This window comes from Variovorax sp. SRS16, assembly GCF_901827165.1.
GTDB lineage: Bacteria > Pseudomonadota > Gammaproteobacteria > Burkholderiales > Burkholderiaceae_C > Variovorax.
Genome location: NZ_LR594666.1, coordinates 3,974,435 through 3,991,585, shown reverse-complemented (window position 1 = coordinate 3,991,585; position 17,151 = coordinate 3,974,435). Strand labels below are relative to the sequence as shown.

Genomic DNA, 17,151 nt, shown 5'->3' with positions numbered 1-17,151 from the left:
GAAGGCCTCTTTCGGCCGGGTTCGCAGCAAGAAGCACTGCGCTCCGCCGAGATTTCAGCGGAGTTTATGGCACGCTATTGAATACGCTTGAATCCTTCTGGCATCGAAGGGGTTCGGCAATGAAAGTGATCGTTCTTGGCGGCGGCGTCATCGGCATCAGCACCGCTTACTACCTGGCGCGCGCCGGCGCCGAAGTCACCTTGCTCGACCGGCAGGACGGCCCGGCGCAGGAAACCAGCTTCGCCAATGCGGGCCAGGTGTCGCCCGGCTATTCGACACCGTGGGCTGCGCCCGGCATTCCGCTCAAGGCGCTGAAGTGGATGTTCCAGAAGCACGCGCCGCTGTCGATCCGGCCCGATGGCAGCCTGTTCCAGTTGCGCTGGATGGCGTCCATGCTGAAGAACTGCTCGCCCGAGCGCTACGCGGTCAACAAGGAACGCATGATGCGCGTCGCCGAGTACAGCCGCGACTGCCTGCGCGCGCTGCGCGCCGAGACCGGCATCCGCTACGAGCATCGCACCCAGGGCACCTTGCAGCTGTTCCGCACGCAAGCGCAGCTCGATGCCGTGCAGCGCGATGTCGCGGTGCTGGAGGAGTGCGGCGTCCCTTACCAATTGCTCGACCGCAGCGAGCTCGCATCGGTCGAGCCCGCGCTGGCCCGCACCGGCGACCTGCTGGCCGGCGGTCTGCGCCTGCCGAACGACGAGACCGGCGATTGCCATCTGTTCACGCAAGGGCTGGCCGCCATCGCGCGCGGCCTCGGCGTCGACATGCGCTTCGGCCAGCAGGTGGACGGCCTGATCACCGAAGGCGGGCGCATCGCCGGCGTGCGCCTGGGCGGCCCGGCGGGCGAGGTGCTGCGCGCGGATCGCTACGTGCTGGCCTTCGGCAGCTATTCACGCGACTTCCTGGCGCCGCTCGGTCTCGACATTCCCGTCTATCCCGTCAAGGGTTATTCGCTGACCGTGCCATTGCGCGATCCGTCGCTCGCGCCGCAGTCCACCGTGCTCGACGAAACCTACAAGGTCGCCGTCACGCGCTTCGACGACCGCATCCGCGTCGGCGGCATGGCGGAGCTCGGCGGCTTCGACCTGCGCCTGAATCCGCGCCGGCGCGAGACGCTGGAGCGCGTCATCACCGACCTGTTCCCCTGCGGCGATCTGCCGCGCGCCAGCTTCTGGACCGGCCTCCGACCGATGACGCCCGACAGCACGCCGATCGTCGGCGCGACACCGTACGGCAACCTGTTCCTCAACACCGGCCATGGCACGCTCGGCTGGACCATGGCCTGCGGCTCGGCCAAGGTGGTCGCCGACCAGGTGATGGGGCGCCGGCCCGAGATCCGCACCGACGGTCTCTCGATGGATCGCTACGGCGTGTCGCCATCCGGCCGCCGGATCGGAACGGGGCCTGCCGGAGCGGCGGCGTGAGCCGGCCTGCACGGGCACTCATCGATCTCGACGCACTGCGCCACAACCACGCGCTGGCACGCGTGCGGCATGGCGGCCGCGTGCTGGCGGTGCTCAAGGCCAATGCCTACGGCCATGGCGCCCTGCGGTGCGCGCAGGCGTTGGAGGCGCATGCCGACGGCTTCGCCGTCGCATTCCTCGACGAGGCGCTGGCCTTGCGCGCAGGCGGCATCCGCGCGCCGATGCTCGTGCTCGAAGGCGTGTTCACGGCGCAGGAACTCGAGGCCGCGCAGGCGCACGGCCTGTGGACCGTCGTCCACCATGACGGGCAACTGCAGATGATCGAAAAATCACGGCCCGCGGTGCGAGACCTGAATGTCTGGCTCAAGGTCGATTCGGGCATGCGCCGGGCCGGATTTGCGCCGCACCAGGTGCGCGACGTGCACGCGCGCCTGAGGGGCTGCGGCAAGGTCGCACGGCTTACGCTGATGAGCCACTTCGCCTGTGCCGACGAACCCGGCGCCGCGCTGACCCGCGAGCAGATCGCCTGCTTCGACGAAGCCACAGCGGGGCTTGCGGGCGAGCGAAGCCTGAGCAACTCGGCCGGTGTGCTGGCCTGGCCGCAAGCCAACCGCGACTGGGCGCGCCCTGGCATCCTGTTGTACGGCGCGAATCCCGTGCCCGACGACACGCACGCACTGCGGCCGGTCATGCGCCTCCAGAGCCAGGTCTTCGCCGAGCGGACGCTGCGGGCCGGCGACGTGCTCGGCTACGGCGCGAGCTTCGTGGCCAGCCGGCAGACCCGTGTCGGGCTGGTGGCCATGGGCTATGCCGACGGCTACCCGCGCACCGCGCCCACCGGCACGCCGGTGAGGGTCGGCGAGCGCATGACGCGCACGCTGGGCCGCGTGTCGATGGACATGATGACGGTCGACCTGAGCGAGCTGCCGGATGTCGGCATCGGCAGCGAGGTCGAGCTGTGGGGCGATCGCGTGGCGGTCAACACGGTGGCCCGCGGGGCCGGGACCATCGCCTACGAATTGCTGTGCAACGTGAAGCGCGTGCCGCTGGTCTACCGCGAGGCCGCGGCGCCGCACGCCCAGGCCCGGTAGGCCGACCGGAAGGTCACAATAGGCCGGCCCATGCCGAAGCCAGCCGACATCCATATCCATCACGAAGCCTTGCGCATCGCCGGCGAGCGCGTCTGGCGCGACGAGGTGATCGAGGTCACCTATCCCTACACCGGCGAAGTGATCGCCACCGTGCCCAAGGCCACGCTGGACGACGTGCGGCGCGCCTTGCGCATCGCGCGCGACTACAAGCCCACGCTGACGCGCTACGAGCGCTACAGGATCCTGATGCGCGCCGGCGAGATCATCGCCTCCCGGCTGGACGAGATCTCGCGCACCATCACGCTCGAATCGGGGCTGTGCCGCAAGGACTCGCTGTATGAAGTGGGCCGTGCCTCCGACGTGCTGCTGTTCGCGGCGAACCAGGCGCTCGTGGACGACGGCCAGGTCTTCTCCTGCGACCTCACGCACCACGGCAAGAGCCGCAAGGTCTACACGATGCGCGAACCGCTGCTGGGCGCCATCACCGCCATCACGCCCTTCAACCATCCGCTGAACCAGGTGATCCACAAGGTGGCGCCCTCCATCGCGACCAACAACCGCATGGTGCTCAAGCCGAGCGAGAAGACGCCGCTCACGGCCTTCATCCTGGCCGACATCCTGTACGAGGCGGGTCTGCCGCCGCCGATGCTGTCGGTCCTCACGGGCGATCCGCGCGAGATCGCCGACGAGATGCTGACCAGCGCCGACGTCGATCTCGTCACCTTCACCGGCGGCGTGGCGATCGGCAAGTACATCGCGGGCAAGGCGGTCTACAAGCGGCAGATCCTGGAGCTGGGCGGCAACGACCCCCTCATCGTGATGGACGACGCCGACATCGAGGAGGCGGCCACGCTGGCCGCCAGCGGCTCCTACAGGAATTCGGGCCAGCGCTGCACCGCCATCAAGCGCATGCTGGTGCACGAGGCCGTGGCCGACCGCTTCGTCGAATTGCTGGTCGAGAAGACCCGCGCGCTGAAGTACGGCGATCCGATGGATCCGGACATGGACATGGGCACGGTGATCGACGAGGCGGCCGCGATCCAGTTCGAGTCGGTGGTCAATCAGGCCATCGCCGGCGGCGCGAAGCTGCTGTGCGGCAACGTGCGCCGTGGCGCCTTGTACGCGCCCACCGTGCTCGACCGCGTCGATCCCGGCATGGCGGTCGTCAGGCACGAGACCTTCGGCCCGGTGTCGCCGGTCATCCGCTTCAAGGACATCGACGACGCGATCCGCATCGCCAACGGCACGGCCTACGGCTTGTCGTCGGCGGTGTGCACCAACCGCCTGGACCACATCACGCGCTTCGTCCGCGAGCTCCACGTCGGCAGCGTCAACGTGCGCGAGGTGCCGGGCTACCGGCTCGAGCTGACGCCCTTCGGCGGCATCAAGGATTCGGGCCTGGGCTACAAGGAAGGCGTGCTGGAGGCGATCAAGAGCTTCACCAACAGCAAGACCTACTCGCTTCCCTGGTAGCTGCGGGCCGACTCAAAGCCAGTTCCCGCCCTGCTGCATCTGGATCGTCGTCGCCGGATCGCTGCCGCCGAGCAGCGCGCCGAGCACCACGCTCAAGAGCGAGATGAAGATGCTCGCGAACATCGCGGTCCAGAAACCGGAGACCCGGAAGCCGCGCACCAGCGCCGACACCAGCAGGATCATCAGCGCGTTGATCACCAGCAGGAACAGGCCGAAGGTGAGGAAGGTCAGCGGCAGCGTGAGAACGATCAGCAGCGGCTTGACGATGGCGTTCGCGAAACCGAGCAGCAGCGCGGAGATCACCAGCGCCGAGGTGTTCTCGAAGCGCAGGCCGCTGAAGATGTGGCTCGCCATCCAGAGCGAGAGGGCGGTGATCGCCCAGTGCAGGAGGAAGGGGGCCAGGTTGTTCAGCATCGGAAGGACTCGCGGTGGATGAAAGGGATGCGGTCCATCATATCGGTGCCCGTTCAGGCCCTGCCCGACGGCGCCCACCACCGCGCGAACAGGCCCGGCGCGCGGGTCTTCGCCGCGGCCGCGTCGCGCTCGCGGTAGGCCTCGCGTTCCTTCTGCAGGTGTGCCATGAGCGCCGCGAGGTTGGCCTGGTTGTATTCCCACAGCCCCGCGACCACGAAGTGGCCCGCATGCGCGGCATCGGGCTTGGGCGTGATCATGATGTGCCGGGCGCCGATGCTCTGCAGCGTCGCGGAGCGCGCGCTCGCGAGCGTCATGCCGTCGCTGTAGCCCTCGATGTCGCGGCTCAGGGCGAGGCTCACGGCCTGCACGTCGGCGAAGTTCTCCGCCAGGAAGGCCACGACCTCGAGCAGCACCAGCCTGCCGATCTCGCGCCGCTGGTGGGCGGGGGTGTCGGCCGCGATGTTGAAGTGCTCGATGTGGACCTCGGTGCCGCCCGCGCTGACGGGGACCGGGTCCATGATGCCGACGCAGAAGTCGCGTTCGTACAGATGCATCGGTGCGCCCAGCACGTAGGGGGCCGAATCGGGCCCTGTGATTCTCAGTTGGGTGAAGCTCATGGTTCGCTGCGAACGGTGGGGCGAAATCGGGCACCGTGCCGCGTGTTTCCCTGGTCGCTGGTCCGATGGATTTTCGCCGATCGGATCGGGCTCCCGCCATGATTATTCGAAGCCCGCCGCGGCCCGGGCTGTCGCCTGGGCGTCAGTACGCGGCGCTTACCAGGGGCCGACCGGCGAAGAAGGCCGAGAGCTTGTCTTCCACCCGCTGTGCCATGGCGGCGCGCCGCCGTTGCCGCTCGATGCGAAGCTCAGCTTGCCCGGGCTGGCGGCGCTTCAGCGTCCGCCGTTCTTGCGCCAGGCCTCGTAGGCGGCGCGCGTCTCGGCATTCGGCGGGTAGGTGCCGGCCAGCCTGGCGCCGCCTTCGATGCGCTCGAGGATGAAGGCCTCCATCTTTTCCTGCTCGGCCGCGTCGCGCGCCACTTCGTCCGCGAGGTGCCGTGGAATCACCACCACGCCTTCGTCGTCGCCGACCATCACGTCGCCCGGATAGACCGGCACGCCGCCGCAGCCGATCGGCACGTCGAGGTCGATCGCATGGTGGTGGATCAGGTTGAGCGGCGCGCTGCCGCCGGCGCAGTACACCGGGAAGTCCATCTGCGAGATCGGTCCGCTGTCGCGCACCGGTCCGTCGGACACCAGCCCCGCCGCGCCGCGCACCTTGAGGCGCGTGGTGAGGATCTGGCCGCCGGAGGCCACGCGTGTCTCGCCGCGGCAATCGATCACCAGCACATGGCCGGGCGGCACGCTCTCGATGCCCTTGCGCTGCGGATGGTTCGGATCGTCGAAGGCGCTGATCTGGTCGAGGTCCTCGCGCGCCGGGATGTTGCGCATCGTGAAGGCCGGCCCGACCAGGTTGCCGCCCGTCGGCTTCGTCAGCCGGCCCACGCCCTGCAGGTAGACATTGCGCAGTCCGCGCTTGAAGAGCTGCGTGCACAGCGTGGCGACGCTGACATGGCGCAGCAGTTCGCGGGTTTCGTCGGAGAGAGGAGGGCGAGTCGTTTCGGTCATGGTGTGTGCGATGGATAACAGGGTGATGCGGAAAGTCTGGAGGTCAGCCAGGCGTTGCGCCGGATTTGCGGACCAACTCGCCCCAGCGCGGGATCTCCTTTTGCATCAGCGCCGCGAGCTGCGCGGGCGAGCCGGCGACGACCTCCATGCCGAGCTGGTTGGTGAGCCGGTCCTTCACGTCGGGCATCTGCAGGATCTTGTTGATCTCGGTGGACAGTCGCTGCGCGATCGGCTGGGGCAGATGCTTCGGCGCGTACACGGCCTGCCACGAGGCCATCTCGAAGCCGGGCACGCCGGCCTCCTGCATCGTCGGCAGCTGCGGCGCGAGCGCCATGCGCCTGGCGCTGGTCACGGCCAGCAGCTTGAGCTTGCCGGACTGCACCAGCGGCAAGGCGGCGGTGATCTGGTCGAACATGAACGTGACCTGGCCCGAGGACACATCGAGCATCGCGGGCGGCGTGCCCTTGTAGGGAATGTGGGTCAGCTTGACGCCGATCATGTCGGCCAGCATCTCGCCCGCCAGGTGCGTCGAAGTGCCGGCACCCGACGAGGCGAAAGTGCGCTTCGCCGGGTCCTTCTTCAGGAGCGCGATCAGCTCGGCCACCGAGTTCACGCCGAGGTTCGGATCGACGATCAGCACGTTGGGCAGGAAGGCGACGAGCGAGATCGGCTCGAAGTCCTTCACCGGGTCGTAAGGCAGGTTCTTGTAGAGGCTGGCGTTGATCGCATGCGTGCTGATCGTGCCGCCGAAGAGCGTGTAGCCATCGGGCTTGGCCTTGGCGACATAGCTCGCGCCGACCGCACCCGCCGCGCCCGGCTTGTTGTCGACGATGACCGGCTGGCCCAGCGCGATGGCGAGCTTCTGCGCGATCACGCGGCCGATCACATCGGTGGAGCCGCCGGGCGTGAAGGGGACGACGTAGGTGATGGGTTTTGTCGGCCAGTCCGCGTCGGCGGCCATGCCGATGCGTGGCAGCGTCGCGGCGAGGCCGGCGCCGCCGAGGAGTTTGAGTGCCGCGCGGCGGCTGGTGGTCGTGGGTTGCATGCGAATGTTTCCTTTGAAGGGGTGCTCAGTCCACACCGATGTTTTTTTCGCGGATCACCTTGCCGTAGCGCACGCGATCGGCGTCGATCTGTGCCTTCAGTTCGGCGGGCCCGGTGCCGCGCGGAACGGCGCCCTGTTCGATCAGGCTTTGCCGCGTCGCGGGCACTGCCAGCACCGTCTTCACGTCGGCCGCGATCTTGTCGACGATCGCCTGCGGCGTGCCGGCCGGCGCGAGCAGGCCGATCCACGAGCCCGATACCGCATCGGGCACGCCGGCCTCGGCCAGCGTGGGCAGGTCGGGCAGCGTGGGCGAACGCTCGGCGCTGGTCACCGCGAGGCCGCGCAGCTTGCCCGACTTGATGTAGCTCGCCGACTCCAGCACCGAGGCGAAGAGCACGTCGACGTGGCCGCCCATCATGTCGGTCATCGCGGGCGTGCCGCCCTTGTAGGGCACGTGCGTGAGGCGCACGCCGGCGGCGGCGGAAAAGATCTCGCCCGTCAGGTGCGGCGAGCCGCCGCTGCCCGAGCTGGCCATCGTGATCTTGTCCGGCGATGCCTTCGCGAGCGCGACGAATTCCTTCACCGTCTTCGCCGGCAGGCTGGGGCTCACCATCATCGCGAAGGGCAGCTCGGCCACCAGCGAGATCGGCGTGAACGCGCGGTCCGGGTCGAAGGTCATCTTCTTGTAGAGCGAGGGATTGATGGCCTGCGTGCCGACGTTGCCGATCAGCAGCGTGTAGCCGTCGGGCCTGGCCTTGGCCACCACGTCCGAGCCGACCATGCCGGCCGCGCCGCCGCGGTTGTCGACGATCACGCCCTGGCCCCACTTCTGTCCCAGCTTCTGCGCCAGCACGCGCGCGCCGAGGTCGGTGCCGCCGCCCGCGGGGAAGGGCACGACGAAGGTGACCGGCCGCGCCGGAAAGCCTTCGGCGCCCTGAGCCTGGGATGCGGCGGCGCAGGCCAGCAGCAGCAGGGGCAGCGCGCTGCGAAGGACCCGCTGCAGCGCAGTCGGGCCGATGGGAATGGGGTTCATGGGTGTCTCGCTCTTGTGACTGGAATGAAAGGCTGAGTGCAGCGCCGGCGCGCCGCGCGTCAGTGGATGTCGGGCTCGTTGGCCGCAGGCACGGAGGCGTCGCTGCCCGCCACGTAGTCGGGCGCGAGGAAGTCGAAGTCGCAGCCGGTGTCGGCCTGCTGCACGTGCTTCAGGTACAGCACGCCGTAGCCGCGGCTGAACTTCGGGATCGGCTTCTGCCAGGCGGCGCGGCGGCGTGCGAGCTCCTCGTCGCTCACCTGCATGTCGATGCGGCGCGCGTCGATGTCGAGCGTGACCAGGTCGCCGTCACGCACCAGCGCGAGCGGGCCGCCCACGTGCGACTCGGGCGTGACGTGCAGCACGCAGGCGCCGTAGCTGGTGCCGCTCATGCGCGCATCGCTGATGCGCACCATGTCGCGCACGCCTTCCTTCAGCAGCTTCTGCGGGATCGGCAGCTGGCCCCACTCGGGCATGCCCGGCGCGCCCTGCGGGCCGGCGCTCTGCAGCACGATCACGCTGTCCTTGGTGACGGGCAGCCCGGGATCGTCGATGCGCGCGGCCAGGTCGTCGTAGTTGCGAAAGACCACCGCAGGCCCGGTGTGGCGGCGCAGGTGCTGCGCCATCGCCGCCGGCTTGATCACCGCGCCGGAAGGCGCGAGGTTGCCGTGCAGCACGGCGAGGCCGTCGCTTTCGAGCAGGGCGTCGCTGCGCGGGCGGATCACGTCGATGTTGTAGACCTCGGCGCCCTCGATGTTCTCGCCCAGCGTGCGGCCGTTGCAGGTGCGCTGGCTGCCGTCGATCAGCTCGCCGAGCTGGCCCAGGAAGGCGCGCAGGCCGCCGGCATAGAAGAAGTCCTCCATCAGGTACTTGCCGCCGGGGCGCAGGTTGGCGAGCACCGGCGTGCTGCGCGCGAGTTCGTCGAAGCGCGCGAGGTCGAGCGCGATGCCGGCGCGGCGCGCCATCGCGATCAGGTGGACGATCGCATTGGTCGAGCCGCCGAGGCCGAGCACGGCCGTGACCGCGTTGTCGAACGAGGCCGCGGTGAGGAAGTCGAGCGGCTTCAGGTCTTCCCACACCATGTCGACGATGCGTTTGCCGGTGTGCGTGGCCATCATCGAATGGCGCGAATCGGGCGCCGGGATCGACGAGGCGCCCGGCAGCGTCAGGCCCAGCACCTCGGCCGCGCTGGTCATGGTGCTGGCCGTGCCCATGGTCATGCAGGTGCCGGGCGAGCGCGCGATGCCGTCTTCCACGTCCTGCCAGTCCTGCTCGCCGATGTTGCCGGCGCGCAGCTCGGCCCAGTATTTCCAGGTGTCGGAGCCGGAGCCGAGGAACCGGCCCTTGTAGTCGCCGCGCAGCATCGGCCCGGCGGGCACGAAGATGGTCGGCAGGTTCATCGCCAGTGCGCCCATCACCAGGCCGGGCGTGGTCTTGTCGCAGCCGCCCATCAGCACGCAGCCGTCGGCGGGGTAGGAGCGCAGCAGCTCCTCGGCCTCCATCGCCAGCAGGTTGCGGTAGAGCATCGTGGTCGGCTTCTGGAAGGCCTCGCCCAGGCTCATGGCCGGGATCTCGACCGGAAAGCCGCCGGCCTGCCAGACGCCGCGCTTCACTTCCTCGGCGCGCTGGCGGAAGTGCGTGTGGCAGGAGTTCATGTCGCTCCACGTGTTGAGGATCGCGATCACCGGCTTGCCGAGGTAGTCGTCGCGCGAGAAGCCCATCTGCGCGGTGCGCGAGCGGTGGCCGAAGCTGCGCAGGTCCTTCACGCCGTACCAGCGGTGCGAGCGCAGGTCTTCGGGCTGCTTGCGGCGCGCGGCCGGCGAGGGGGGAGGCGATTCGGTCATCGGGGTGTCTCTGTGGTCATCGGATGCCGGGGCGGATCATCCGAAAATGGTAGCGCTGTCATTCAATCATAAGCGCCGGGCCGTGCGGCGGTCAACAGGAGATTGGTGCGTGGATTCCCGCGCGCGGGTTCAGGTGCTCGCGCGCTCGATCAGCGAGAAGCCCAGGTCGACGATCTTCGATTCGATGGGCCGCCCCTCGGCGCGGTCGACGATGAAGCGCGCCGCCTGCCGCCCGATGGCCGTGCCGTCGATGCGCACGGTGCTGATCGCCGGATGGGCATGCTGGGCGAAGCCGAGGTCGCCGAAGCCCATCACCGCGATGTCCTGCGGCACGCGCAGGCCGCGCGCATGCGCCTCGGTGATGACGCCGTGGGCCAGTGCATCGGAACTGCAGGCCACCACGTCGATGCGCGGCGCGGCCGCCAGCAGCTGGGCGAGGGCGCCGCGGCCGCTGCCGAGCGTGGTCGGCGCAGGCACCGCGCAGGTCTCGATGCGCTTGCCGCCGAGCGCGCGCCAGGACTGCTCGAAGCCGCTGCGCCGCAGGTTCGCGCGATGGTCGTCGCCGCTGATCACCGCAGGCCGGCGATAGCCCTTGCCATGGAGGAATTTCGCCGTGGCGGCGCCCACCTGCTCGTGCGAGAAGCCGACCAACATGTCGACCGGCGTGGGCGTCAGGTCCCAGGTCTCGACCACCGGAATGCCCGATGCGAGCAGCCGCCGGCGCCCTTCGGCCGAGCGCATGATGCCGGTCAGCACGATGCCATCCGGCCGCCGGCCGACGATGGCGTCGATGAGCGCGTCCTCGCGCGAGTTGTGATAGCCGCTCTGGCCCAGCATGAGCTGGTAGCCCTTCTCGGCCAGCGCCTCGGTCAGCGCCTGCACCGTTTCGAGGAACACCGGCCCGGCAATGGTGGGCACCAGCGCGGCCACCAGCCGGCTGCGGTTGGAGGCCAGGCCGCCGGCCAGCAGGTTGGGCACGTAGCCGGTGCGCTCGACCGCGAGCCGCACCTTCTCGCGCGTCTTGGGCGACACCAGGTCCGGCGAATTGAGTGCGCGCGACACCGTGATCGCGGAGACGCCGGCGAGCTTGGAGACATCGTCGAGCGTGATGCCGCCGCTGCTGCGGCGCGCGGGGCGGGCGGGGGGCTTGGTAGAGGTCAAGGGGGCGAAAAATGTAGGCGCTACCATCTTAGCGGATGGCGTCCGCATGGCATGGCTGCGCCCCGGTTCCGGCGCGCGGTGCCCTCACCCCGGCCCTCTCCCGGAGGGAGAGGGAGCAAGACCGCCAGCGCGCGCGGCTCAGTCCATCGTGCGGCGGCCGAAGGTCTTGGTCAGGAGCTCGTCGGCCACCTCGAGCGCGCGATGCTCGATGGTGGCGACCGGGTAGCTGCCCATCGTCATGCGGTCGAAGATCACGGTGGCGAAGCTGAACTCGGCGCCGAGCACGGCCGCGGCGTCCTGCAGGCATTCGGCGATCGAGCACAGGCCCTCGCTCTCGTAGCATCGCGACCCGTCGCCGACGCCGACGCACGAGACGAAGTCTTTCTCTCCGCGCTGTGTGATTTCGATGGCTGGTTGCATGAGGGACTCCCGAAGTTCGCAGCGGGAATTCTGCAGAGGGCGCGCACCGGTGGCTACTGGCCATTGGTGGGTTCGGCGAGCCGTGCCGGGCGCGGGATTCGACGAACGACCTACCCCGAACGTTTGAGCCGGTCCAGCCGCAGCCGATGCCGGTCGTCGGTGACCGAGCGCGCGCCCAGGTAGACCGCGCCGGCGGCTGCCAGTCCGCCGGCGCCGGCGAGCAGGAACAGCAGCAGGATCTGGTACTTCACCGCCTCGACCGGATCCATGCCGGCCAGCAGCTGGCCGGTCATGGTGCCGGGCAGGGTGATCACGCCGGCCGCCGACATCTGGTTGACGATCGGGATCATGCCGCGCCGGATCGACGCCCGGACCAACTCCGACAGCGCCTGCCGGCTCGTCGCACCCAGCGCGAGCTGCGCCTCGATCGCCGCGCGGCTCGCGACCAGCCCGGCGAAGAAGCCATCGAGGCCGAGGCTCGCCGAATTGAGCACGCTGCCGAGCACGATGCCCAGCAGCGGGATCGCATAGCGCGGGTCGTACCACGGCTGCGGCCGGATGGCGGTCAGCAGCGCCAGCACCACCGTCGCCACGCTCGACAGCCCGACCACCAGCGCGCCGATGCGCAAGTTGCCCGCGCGTTGCAGCCGCCAGGGCGGACGCGCCGCCACTTCGCGCGCGGCCGCCGCGATCATCAGGGCGACGATGACCAGCGTCGCGGCGGGCGATGCCGCCGCGAAGACCCAGCGCAGCACCCAGCCGACCAGCAGCAGCTGCACGACCATGCGCACGCTCGCCCACAGCAGCTGCCGGTGGAAGCGCAGCCGCAGCAGCAGCGATGCGGCCGCATCGATCAGCACCAGCAGCGCGGCCAGCGCCAGATCGGCGGGGCCGAGATGGATCGGCGTCATGACGGATGCAGCGCGCCGTCGCGCATTTCGAACAGGCGCCCGCCCATGCGCTGCGCCTGCTGCGGCGAATGCGTGACCATGAGGATCGCGAGGCCGGCCGCGAGACGCCGGCACAGCAGCGCTTCCATGGCGGCGGCGGAAGCCGCATCGAGCGATGCGGTCGGCTCGTCGAGCAGCAGCACCTCGGGCGCGGCCGCCAGCGACCGGATCAGCGCCAGCCGCTGCCGCTCGCCGGTCGACAGCCGCGCGATCTCGGTGCGCAGCACCTCGGGCGCGAGCCCCAGTGCCGGCATCAACGCATGCAGCAACGCCTCGTCGCCGGGATGGAAATGCGCGGCCGCGTCGGCGGCCCACCAGGCCGGCTCGGCGGCCTGGTAGACGACACGCCGGCGCCACTGCGGCGCGGGCCAGCTCTCGCGGCGCCGGCCGCCGAGTTCGACCTCGCCGTCGCCGGGATCGAGATCGGCGATCGAACGCAGCAGCGCGCTCTTGCCGGATCCTGACTTGCCGAGCAGGCCCACGCACTCGCCGGCCGCGATCTCGAGGTCGAAGGGTCCGCCGGCCACCGAGCGCAGGCCGCGCAGGACGAGCAGCGGCGCCGCGCCGCCTTGTTCAGGCACGCGGGCCCTCCGCGCGCGGCTGGCGCGAGAGCGGCGCGAGGAAGACCGCGCCGCCCTGCGTCTGCATCGGAAAGACGGTGGCGGCGAGCACCGCGTACTCATGCCGGCGCGCGGCGGCGATGGGATCGGACGGCGCATCGGCCAGCGCCGGATGGCACATCAGCACGTCGCCGCTGCGGCAGGCCGCGATCCATTGCCACAGCCGCCGCCGGTAGTCGGCCGCACCGCCGTCGAAGCCGTAGACGCCGAGCAGCCCGCGGCTGGCCAGAATGCCGTGGCGCGCGGCGCGTTCGAGCAGCCCGGCGCCGCCGAGCGCGAACACGAGGTTGGCCTTCGCGCCGGCTCGCCAGCGCGGCGCGGGCGGCGCGGTGTTGCGGATCCATGGCGCCGCCGCGCCGTAGCGCGTGGCGATCTCGGCGACGAGCATGTCGCGCACCACCGCGAACTGATGGACATGCCGGTGTCCGTCCACGAAGGCCGGCGCGCGGCCGAATCCGTCCTCGAAGCGCGACAGCTGGTCCGCGATCTCGGCCCGGATCTCTGCGGGTCGCAGCAGGCCGAGCCAGCCCTTGGCGATCAGCGCGGCGAGGCCCGGCTCGCGCGCATCGCCGGGCGGCGGCGGCGTCAGATCGAGATGAAGCCCGACATCGAGCCGCGTGCGATCGATGCGGCGCAATCGCGAACGCCCCGTCTCCCAGGCGGGGCGCCGGACCATGCAGCCGGTCGCGGAGATCCTGCCGCGCTCGGCCAGATCGAGGATGGCCGCATTGACGCCTTCGCTCAGGCCGAAGTCGTCCGCGCAGATGCAGAGGTAGCGGTCGTGCGGCGATGGAAGCGTCATGGCGTTGCCGGCGCCGGCATCGCGCCGTCCGAGGCCGTCTCGAAGCATTGCGCGCTGCCGTCCGCGGTGCCCGCGAAGCGCCACACGGCCAGCCACGGGTTGTAGGCGGCAAGCTGCAGCTTCGCGAGCCACGGATGCGCGCGCTGCGAATTGGAGGCGCCCACCACCCAGGTCGGCGCGGACAGGCACAGCGAGGTCTGCGCGGCGCCGCGGCCGGTCAGCAGCCGCGCGCCGAGCACCGGCTCGAAGCGCCCTGCATCGTGCAATTCCTTGCGCCAGTCGTCGCGGCTGTCCAGCAGCGCGGGCGACCAGTCGCCCCACACCGTGACCGGGCGTTGCAGCCGCCAGTAGAACGGAATGTCGTAGGCGTAGGTATCGAGCATCAGGACCTCGTCGTGCGGCCCCACCGTCTGGCCGGCGGGCAAGGACAGTCTCGCATCCGGCGGCGTGCCATAGGCCGCGATCAGCGCGATGCTCGCGCCGCAGGCCAGTGCCGCGAGGCCGATGGTCCAGCGCAGGCCGATCGTGCCGCGCGCGGCACCGCGCACCGCGGCGAGTGCGCTCCTCGCGACCAGGCAGGCCAGCGGCGGCAGCGCGGGCAGCACGTAGCCGATCAGCTTGGAGCGCGGCAGCGAGAAGAAGGCCACGATGCACAGGCACCAGAGGCCCATCAGCCAGTCGACGTCGGACCATGGCGGCGGGGCCTTGCGCGCCTTCCAGTGCGCGATCGCGAGCCAGCCGAACCAGGGCAGCGTGAGGACGGCGATCACCGGCAGGTAGAACCAGAACGGGTGTTCGTTGTTGAAGCCCGAGGCAGCGAAGCGCCGGAAGTGCTGCGTGACGACGAAGTAGTCGAAGAAGGCCGGATAGCGCATCTGCATCGCGACGAACCACGGGCCGGCGAGCAACACGAACAGCGCCCAGCCCGGCGGCCACGCCATCAGCCGCAGTGCCCGCGGCCGGCCGGTCGCCACGCACCACACGACGAACACCAGGCCCGGCAGCACGAAGCCGATCAGCCCCTTGGCCAGCACGCCCAGCGCCGCGAAAAGAAAGGCGCCCGCGAGCGCCCGCCGCCAGCCCGCGCCGCGTTCCTTCGACAGCGTTGCGTCGGCCGCCAGCAGCACGGTGGCCGAGATGCAGCCGGCCACCAGCATGTCCAGGTTGGCGAACTGCGCGCCGACGTAGAAGAAGGGCATGCTGAGCAGCACGACGGCCGAGAGCCGCGCGCAGGCCTCGTCGGCCCAGCGGCGCAGGAACAGCCACAGGCCCGCTGCGGCGATCGTCGCGCCGAGCAGCGAGGGCAGGCGCCCGGCCCATTCGGTGGGGCCGAGCACGGACATCGCCGCCGCGCCGATCCAGTAGAACAGCGGCGGCTTGTGGAAGAAGGGCAGGCCGTCGAGCCGCGGCACCAGCCAGTCGCCGGAACGCAGCATCTCGAAGGCGACGCCGACGTAGCGGCCTTCGTCGGGCGCCGTGAGCGGGCGGATCCAGGCGGTCGCCGCCAGCCACAGGAACATGCCGGCCACGACCAGGCCGGTCCGCCGCCAGGCAGAAGTGTCGGAGCTGAGCCGGGTCATGGCTGGACCGCGTCCAGGCCCTGGCCCAGTTCCTTCTTGACGATGTAGAGCGGCCGGCCCTTCACTTCCTCGAAGATGCGGGCCACGTATTCGCCGACGATGCCGGTCGAGATCATCTGGATGCCGATGAAGAACATCAGGCTGACGACGATGGTGGTCCAGCCCGACACGTCGTTGCCGTTGATCTCGTGGTCGATGACCAGGTAGGCGCCGTAGGCGAAGGCCGGCACCGCCAGCAGCAGGCCCACCACGCTGACCATGCGCAGCGGCCAGGTGGTGAAGGAGGTCAGCCCGTCGATCGCGAAATTGAAGAGGCGCAGCGCATTGAAGCTGCTGACGCCTTCCTTGCGCGGATGCGGGACATAGGGCAGCGCGACGGCCTTGAAGCCGACCCATGCATAGAGGCCCTTCATGAAGCGGCTGCGCTCCGGCAGGCTCAGCAGCGCGTCCACCACCTTGCGGTCCATCAGGCGGAAGTCGCCCGCGTCCTTCGGCAGCGCGAAGCGGTGGGAGTCGTTCACCATCCGGTAGAACAGGCCGGTGCCGAAACGCTTGAGCGCGCTTTCGTCGGTGCGTTCCTCGCGCACCGCATAGACGACATCGGCGCCGCCCAGCCAGTGGTCGATCATGGTGGTGATCAGCAAGGGTGAATGCTGCAGGTCGCCATCGAGCACCACCACCGCATCGCCGCGCGCCGCGCTCAGGCCGGCCGTGATCGCCGCCTCCTTGCCGAAGTTGCGCGAGAGCGAGATGCACCGGAATCCCGACAGCTCGCACCATTCGGCGGCGACGGCGACCGTGTTGTCGGTGCTGCCGTCGTCCACCACGATGATCTCCCACGCCATGTGCGTGCGCCACAGGAGTTCTTCGAGCCGCGAGAGCAGCTCGGTCAGGTTGCCGCCTTCGTTGAAGCAGGGAATCACGCAGGACAGGCTGCGGCCCGCCGCCGGGTGCGCGGGCTTCTCGCCGCTCGCGATGTCGACCCTGCCGCCGGTTGTGTTCACGGGATCACGCATGTCGCCGGTCTCTCTGGACGACGGGCTCGCCGGCTTCGTCGGCCGGCGGCCGCACGGGCAGGCCGTCGCGCGCGATGACCGGCCCGAGGTAGCGCCGGCACAGCCTGCGCACGATCTCGAAGAGCGCCACGATGACGAGGGCCAGCAGCAGCCCGGCCACGATGTCCGTCGGAAAATGGACGCCCACATAAATGCGTGCCCATCCCGTGACGACCGCTGCCAGTGCGCTCGCGATGGCGAAGTTCCGCAGGCCGGGGCGCAGCGCGAAGGCGAGCGCTATCGTGAACATCACGCTCGCATGCGCGCTCGGCATCGATCCGCGTGCACCGTGCGCGATGTAGGCCGGGCTCAGGCCGAGCATGAAGGGACGCGGCAGATCGAGCGCCGTCGCGATCGCATGCGCCGCCACGCCGGCGGCCGCGCAGGCCACCAGCATGGCCATCACATAGCCGCGTTGCGCAGGCTGGCGCCAGGCGACCCATCCCATGATTGCCACGCAGAGCCAGGGTCCGCCGACGGCGATCGCGGCCACGAGAGGCAGCAGCCAGGGACTCGGGTGATAGCCCGCGGCCAGCCATGGGAACAGTGCGAGGTCGAGTGTTCTCGCGTCGAGGAATTGAATCACGTTGAAATATCTCCGGCCATGAACA

17 protein-coding genes are annotated in these 17,151 nt (G+C 69.8%); 3 read left to right on the top strand and 14 right to left on the bottom strand.

What is annotated here, in order from left to right; genetic code table 11:
* Positions 1 to 119 precede the first annotated feature (119 nt).
* Genes E5P2_RS19365 through phnY form a run of 3 tightly spaced genes read left to right on the top strand, consistent with a single transcriptional unit; the run spans position 120 to position 3,994 of the window.
* Complete coding sequence (locus tag E5P2_RS19365) at positions 120 to 1,430, top strand: D-amino acid dehydrogenase (RefSeq protein WP_162568720.1); 1,311 nt, start codon at positions 120 to 122, stop codon at positions 1,428 to 1,430.
* Complete coding sequence (alr, locus tag E5P2_RS19360) at positions 1,427 to 2,521, top strand: alanine racemase (RefSeq protein WP_162568719.1); 1,095 nt, start codon at positions 1,427 to 1,429, stop codon at positions 2,519 to 2,521. The genes E5P2_RS19365 and alr overlap by 4 nt, the downstream gene beginning before the upstream one ends.
* 30 nt (positions 2,522 to 2,551) lie before the next feature.
* Positions 2,552 to 3,994 (top strand): phosphonoacetaldehyde dehydrogenase, encoded by a 1,443-nt coding sequence (gene phnY, locus E5P2_RS19355; RefSeq protein ID WP_162568718.1) that lies wholly within the window; start codon positions 2,552 to 2,554, stop codon positions 3,992 to 3,994.
* A 12-nt stretch (positions 3,995 to 4,006) separates the two neighbouring features.
* Here the strand turns inward: phnY and E5P2_RS19350 are convergent, their stop codons facing one another.
* From E5P2_RS19350 to E5P2_RS19285, 14 genes are all read right to left on the bottom strand, one after another.
* The gene (locus tag E5P2_RS19350) at positions 4,007 to 4,408 is read right to left on the bottom strand and encodes a phage holin family protein (protein ID WP_162568717.1); all 402 of its coding nucleotides are present in this window, start codon (positions 4,406 to 4,408) and stop codon (positions 4,007 to 4,009) included.
* A gap of 53 nt (positions 4,409 to 4,461) precedes the next feature.
* Complete coding sequence (locus tag E5P2_RS19345) at positions 4,462 to 5,025, bottom strand: hypothetical protein (protein ID WP_162568716.1); 564 nt, start codon at positions 5,023 to 5,025, stop codon at positions 4,462 to 4,464.
* Positions 5,026 to 5,298: 273 nt separating this feature from the next.
* Positions 5,299 to 6,033 (bottom strand): ribonuclease activity regulator RraA, encoded by a 735-nt coding sequence (locus tag E5P2_RS19340; RefSeq protein ID WP_162568715.1) that lies wholly within the window; start codon positions 6,031 to 6,033, stop codon positions 5,299 to 5,301.
* Positions 6,034 to 6,076: 43 nt separating this feature from the next.
* A complete protein-coding gene (locus E5P2_RS19335; protein ID WP_162568714.1) occupies positions 6,077 to 7,078 on the bottom strand; it encodes a Bug family tripartite tricarboxylate transporter substrate binding protein in 1,002 nt (333 codons plus the stop codon).
* Positions 7,079 to 7,103: 25 nt separating this feature from the next.
* Complete coding sequence (locus E5P2_RS19330) at positions 7,104 to 8,111, bottom strand: Bug family tripartite tricarboxylate transporter substrate binding protein (protein WP_162568713.1); 1,008 nt, start codon at positions 8,109 to 8,111, stop codon at positions 7,104 to 7,106.
* Between the two features lie 59 nt (positions 8,112 to 8,170).
* Entirely contained in the window at positions 8,171 to 9,952 is a 1,782-nt protein-coding gene (gene araD / locus E5P2_RS19325) for an L-arabinonate dehydratase (RefSeq protein WP_162568712.1), read from the bottom strand.
* A gap of 129 nt (positions 9,953 to 10,081) precedes the next feature.
* Positions 10,082 to 11,113, bottom strand: coding sequence for a LacI family DNA-binding transcriptional regulator (locus tag E5P2_RS19320; protein WP_232080760.1), 1,032 nt, complete (start codon positions 11,111 to 11,113; stop codon positions 10,082 to 10,084).
* 138 nt (positions 11,114 to 11,251) lie between these two features.
* A complete protein-coding gene (locus E5P2_RS19315) occupies positions 11,252 to 11,533 on the bottom strand; it encodes a hypothetical protein (protein ID WP_162568710.1) in 282 nt (93 codons plus the stop codon).
* 110 nt (positions 11,534 to 11,643) lie between these two features.
* Positions 11,644 to 12,444 carry an ABC transporter permease gene (locus tag E5P2_RS19310; protein WP_162568709.1) on the bottom strand — a complete coding sequence of 267 codons (801 nt, stop codon included), beginning with the start codon at positions 12,442 to 12,444 and terminating at the stop codon, positions 11,644 to 11,646.
* Positions 12,441 to 13,064: an ABC transporter ATP-binding protein gene (locus tag E5P2_RS19305; protein ID WP_232080759.1), complete on the bottom strand. Its 624-nt coding sequence runs from the start codon at positions 13,062 to 13,064 to the stop codon at positions 12,441 to 12,443. Before E5P2_RS19305 ends, E5P2_RS19310 begins: the two co-directional genes overlap by 4 nt.
* On the bottom strand, positions 13,057 to 13,905 hold the full coding sequence (locus tag E5P2_RS19300) for a ChbG/HpnK family deacetylase (RefSeq protein ID WP_162568707.1): 849 nt from the start codon (positions 13,903 to 13,905) through the stop codon (positions 13,057 to 13,059). Before E5P2_RS19300 ends, E5P2_RS19305 begins: the two co-directional genes overlap by 8 nt.
* Positions 13,902 to 15,485: an ArnT family glycosyltransferase gene (locus E5P2_RS19295; RefSeq protein WP_162568706.1), complete on the bottom strand. Its 1,584-nt coding sequence runs from the start codon at positions 15,483 to 15,485 to the stop codon at positions 13,902 to 13,904. The genes E5P2_RS19300 and E5P2_RS19295 overlap by 4 nt, the downstream gene beginning before the upstream one ends.
* The gene (locus tag E5P2_RS19290) at positions 15,482 to 16,501 is read right to left on the bottom strand and encodes a glycosyltransferase family 2 protein (protein ID WP_162568705.1); all 1,020 of its coding nucleotides are present in this window, start codon (positions 16,499 to 16,501) and stop codon (positions 15,482 to 15,484) included. The genes E5P2_RS19295 and E5P2_RS19290 overlap by 4 nt, the downstream gene beginning before the upstream one ends.
* Positions 16,494 to 17,126, bottom strand: a complete 633-nt coding sequence (locus E5P2_RS19285; RefSeq protein WP_162568704.1) for a phosphatase PAP2 family protein — start codon at positions 17,124 to 17,126, stop codon at positions 16,494 to 16,496. Before E5P2_RS19285 ends, E5P2_RS19290 begins: the two co-directional genes overlap by 8 nt.
* Between the last annotated feature and the right edge of the window lie 25 nt (positions 17,127 to 17,151).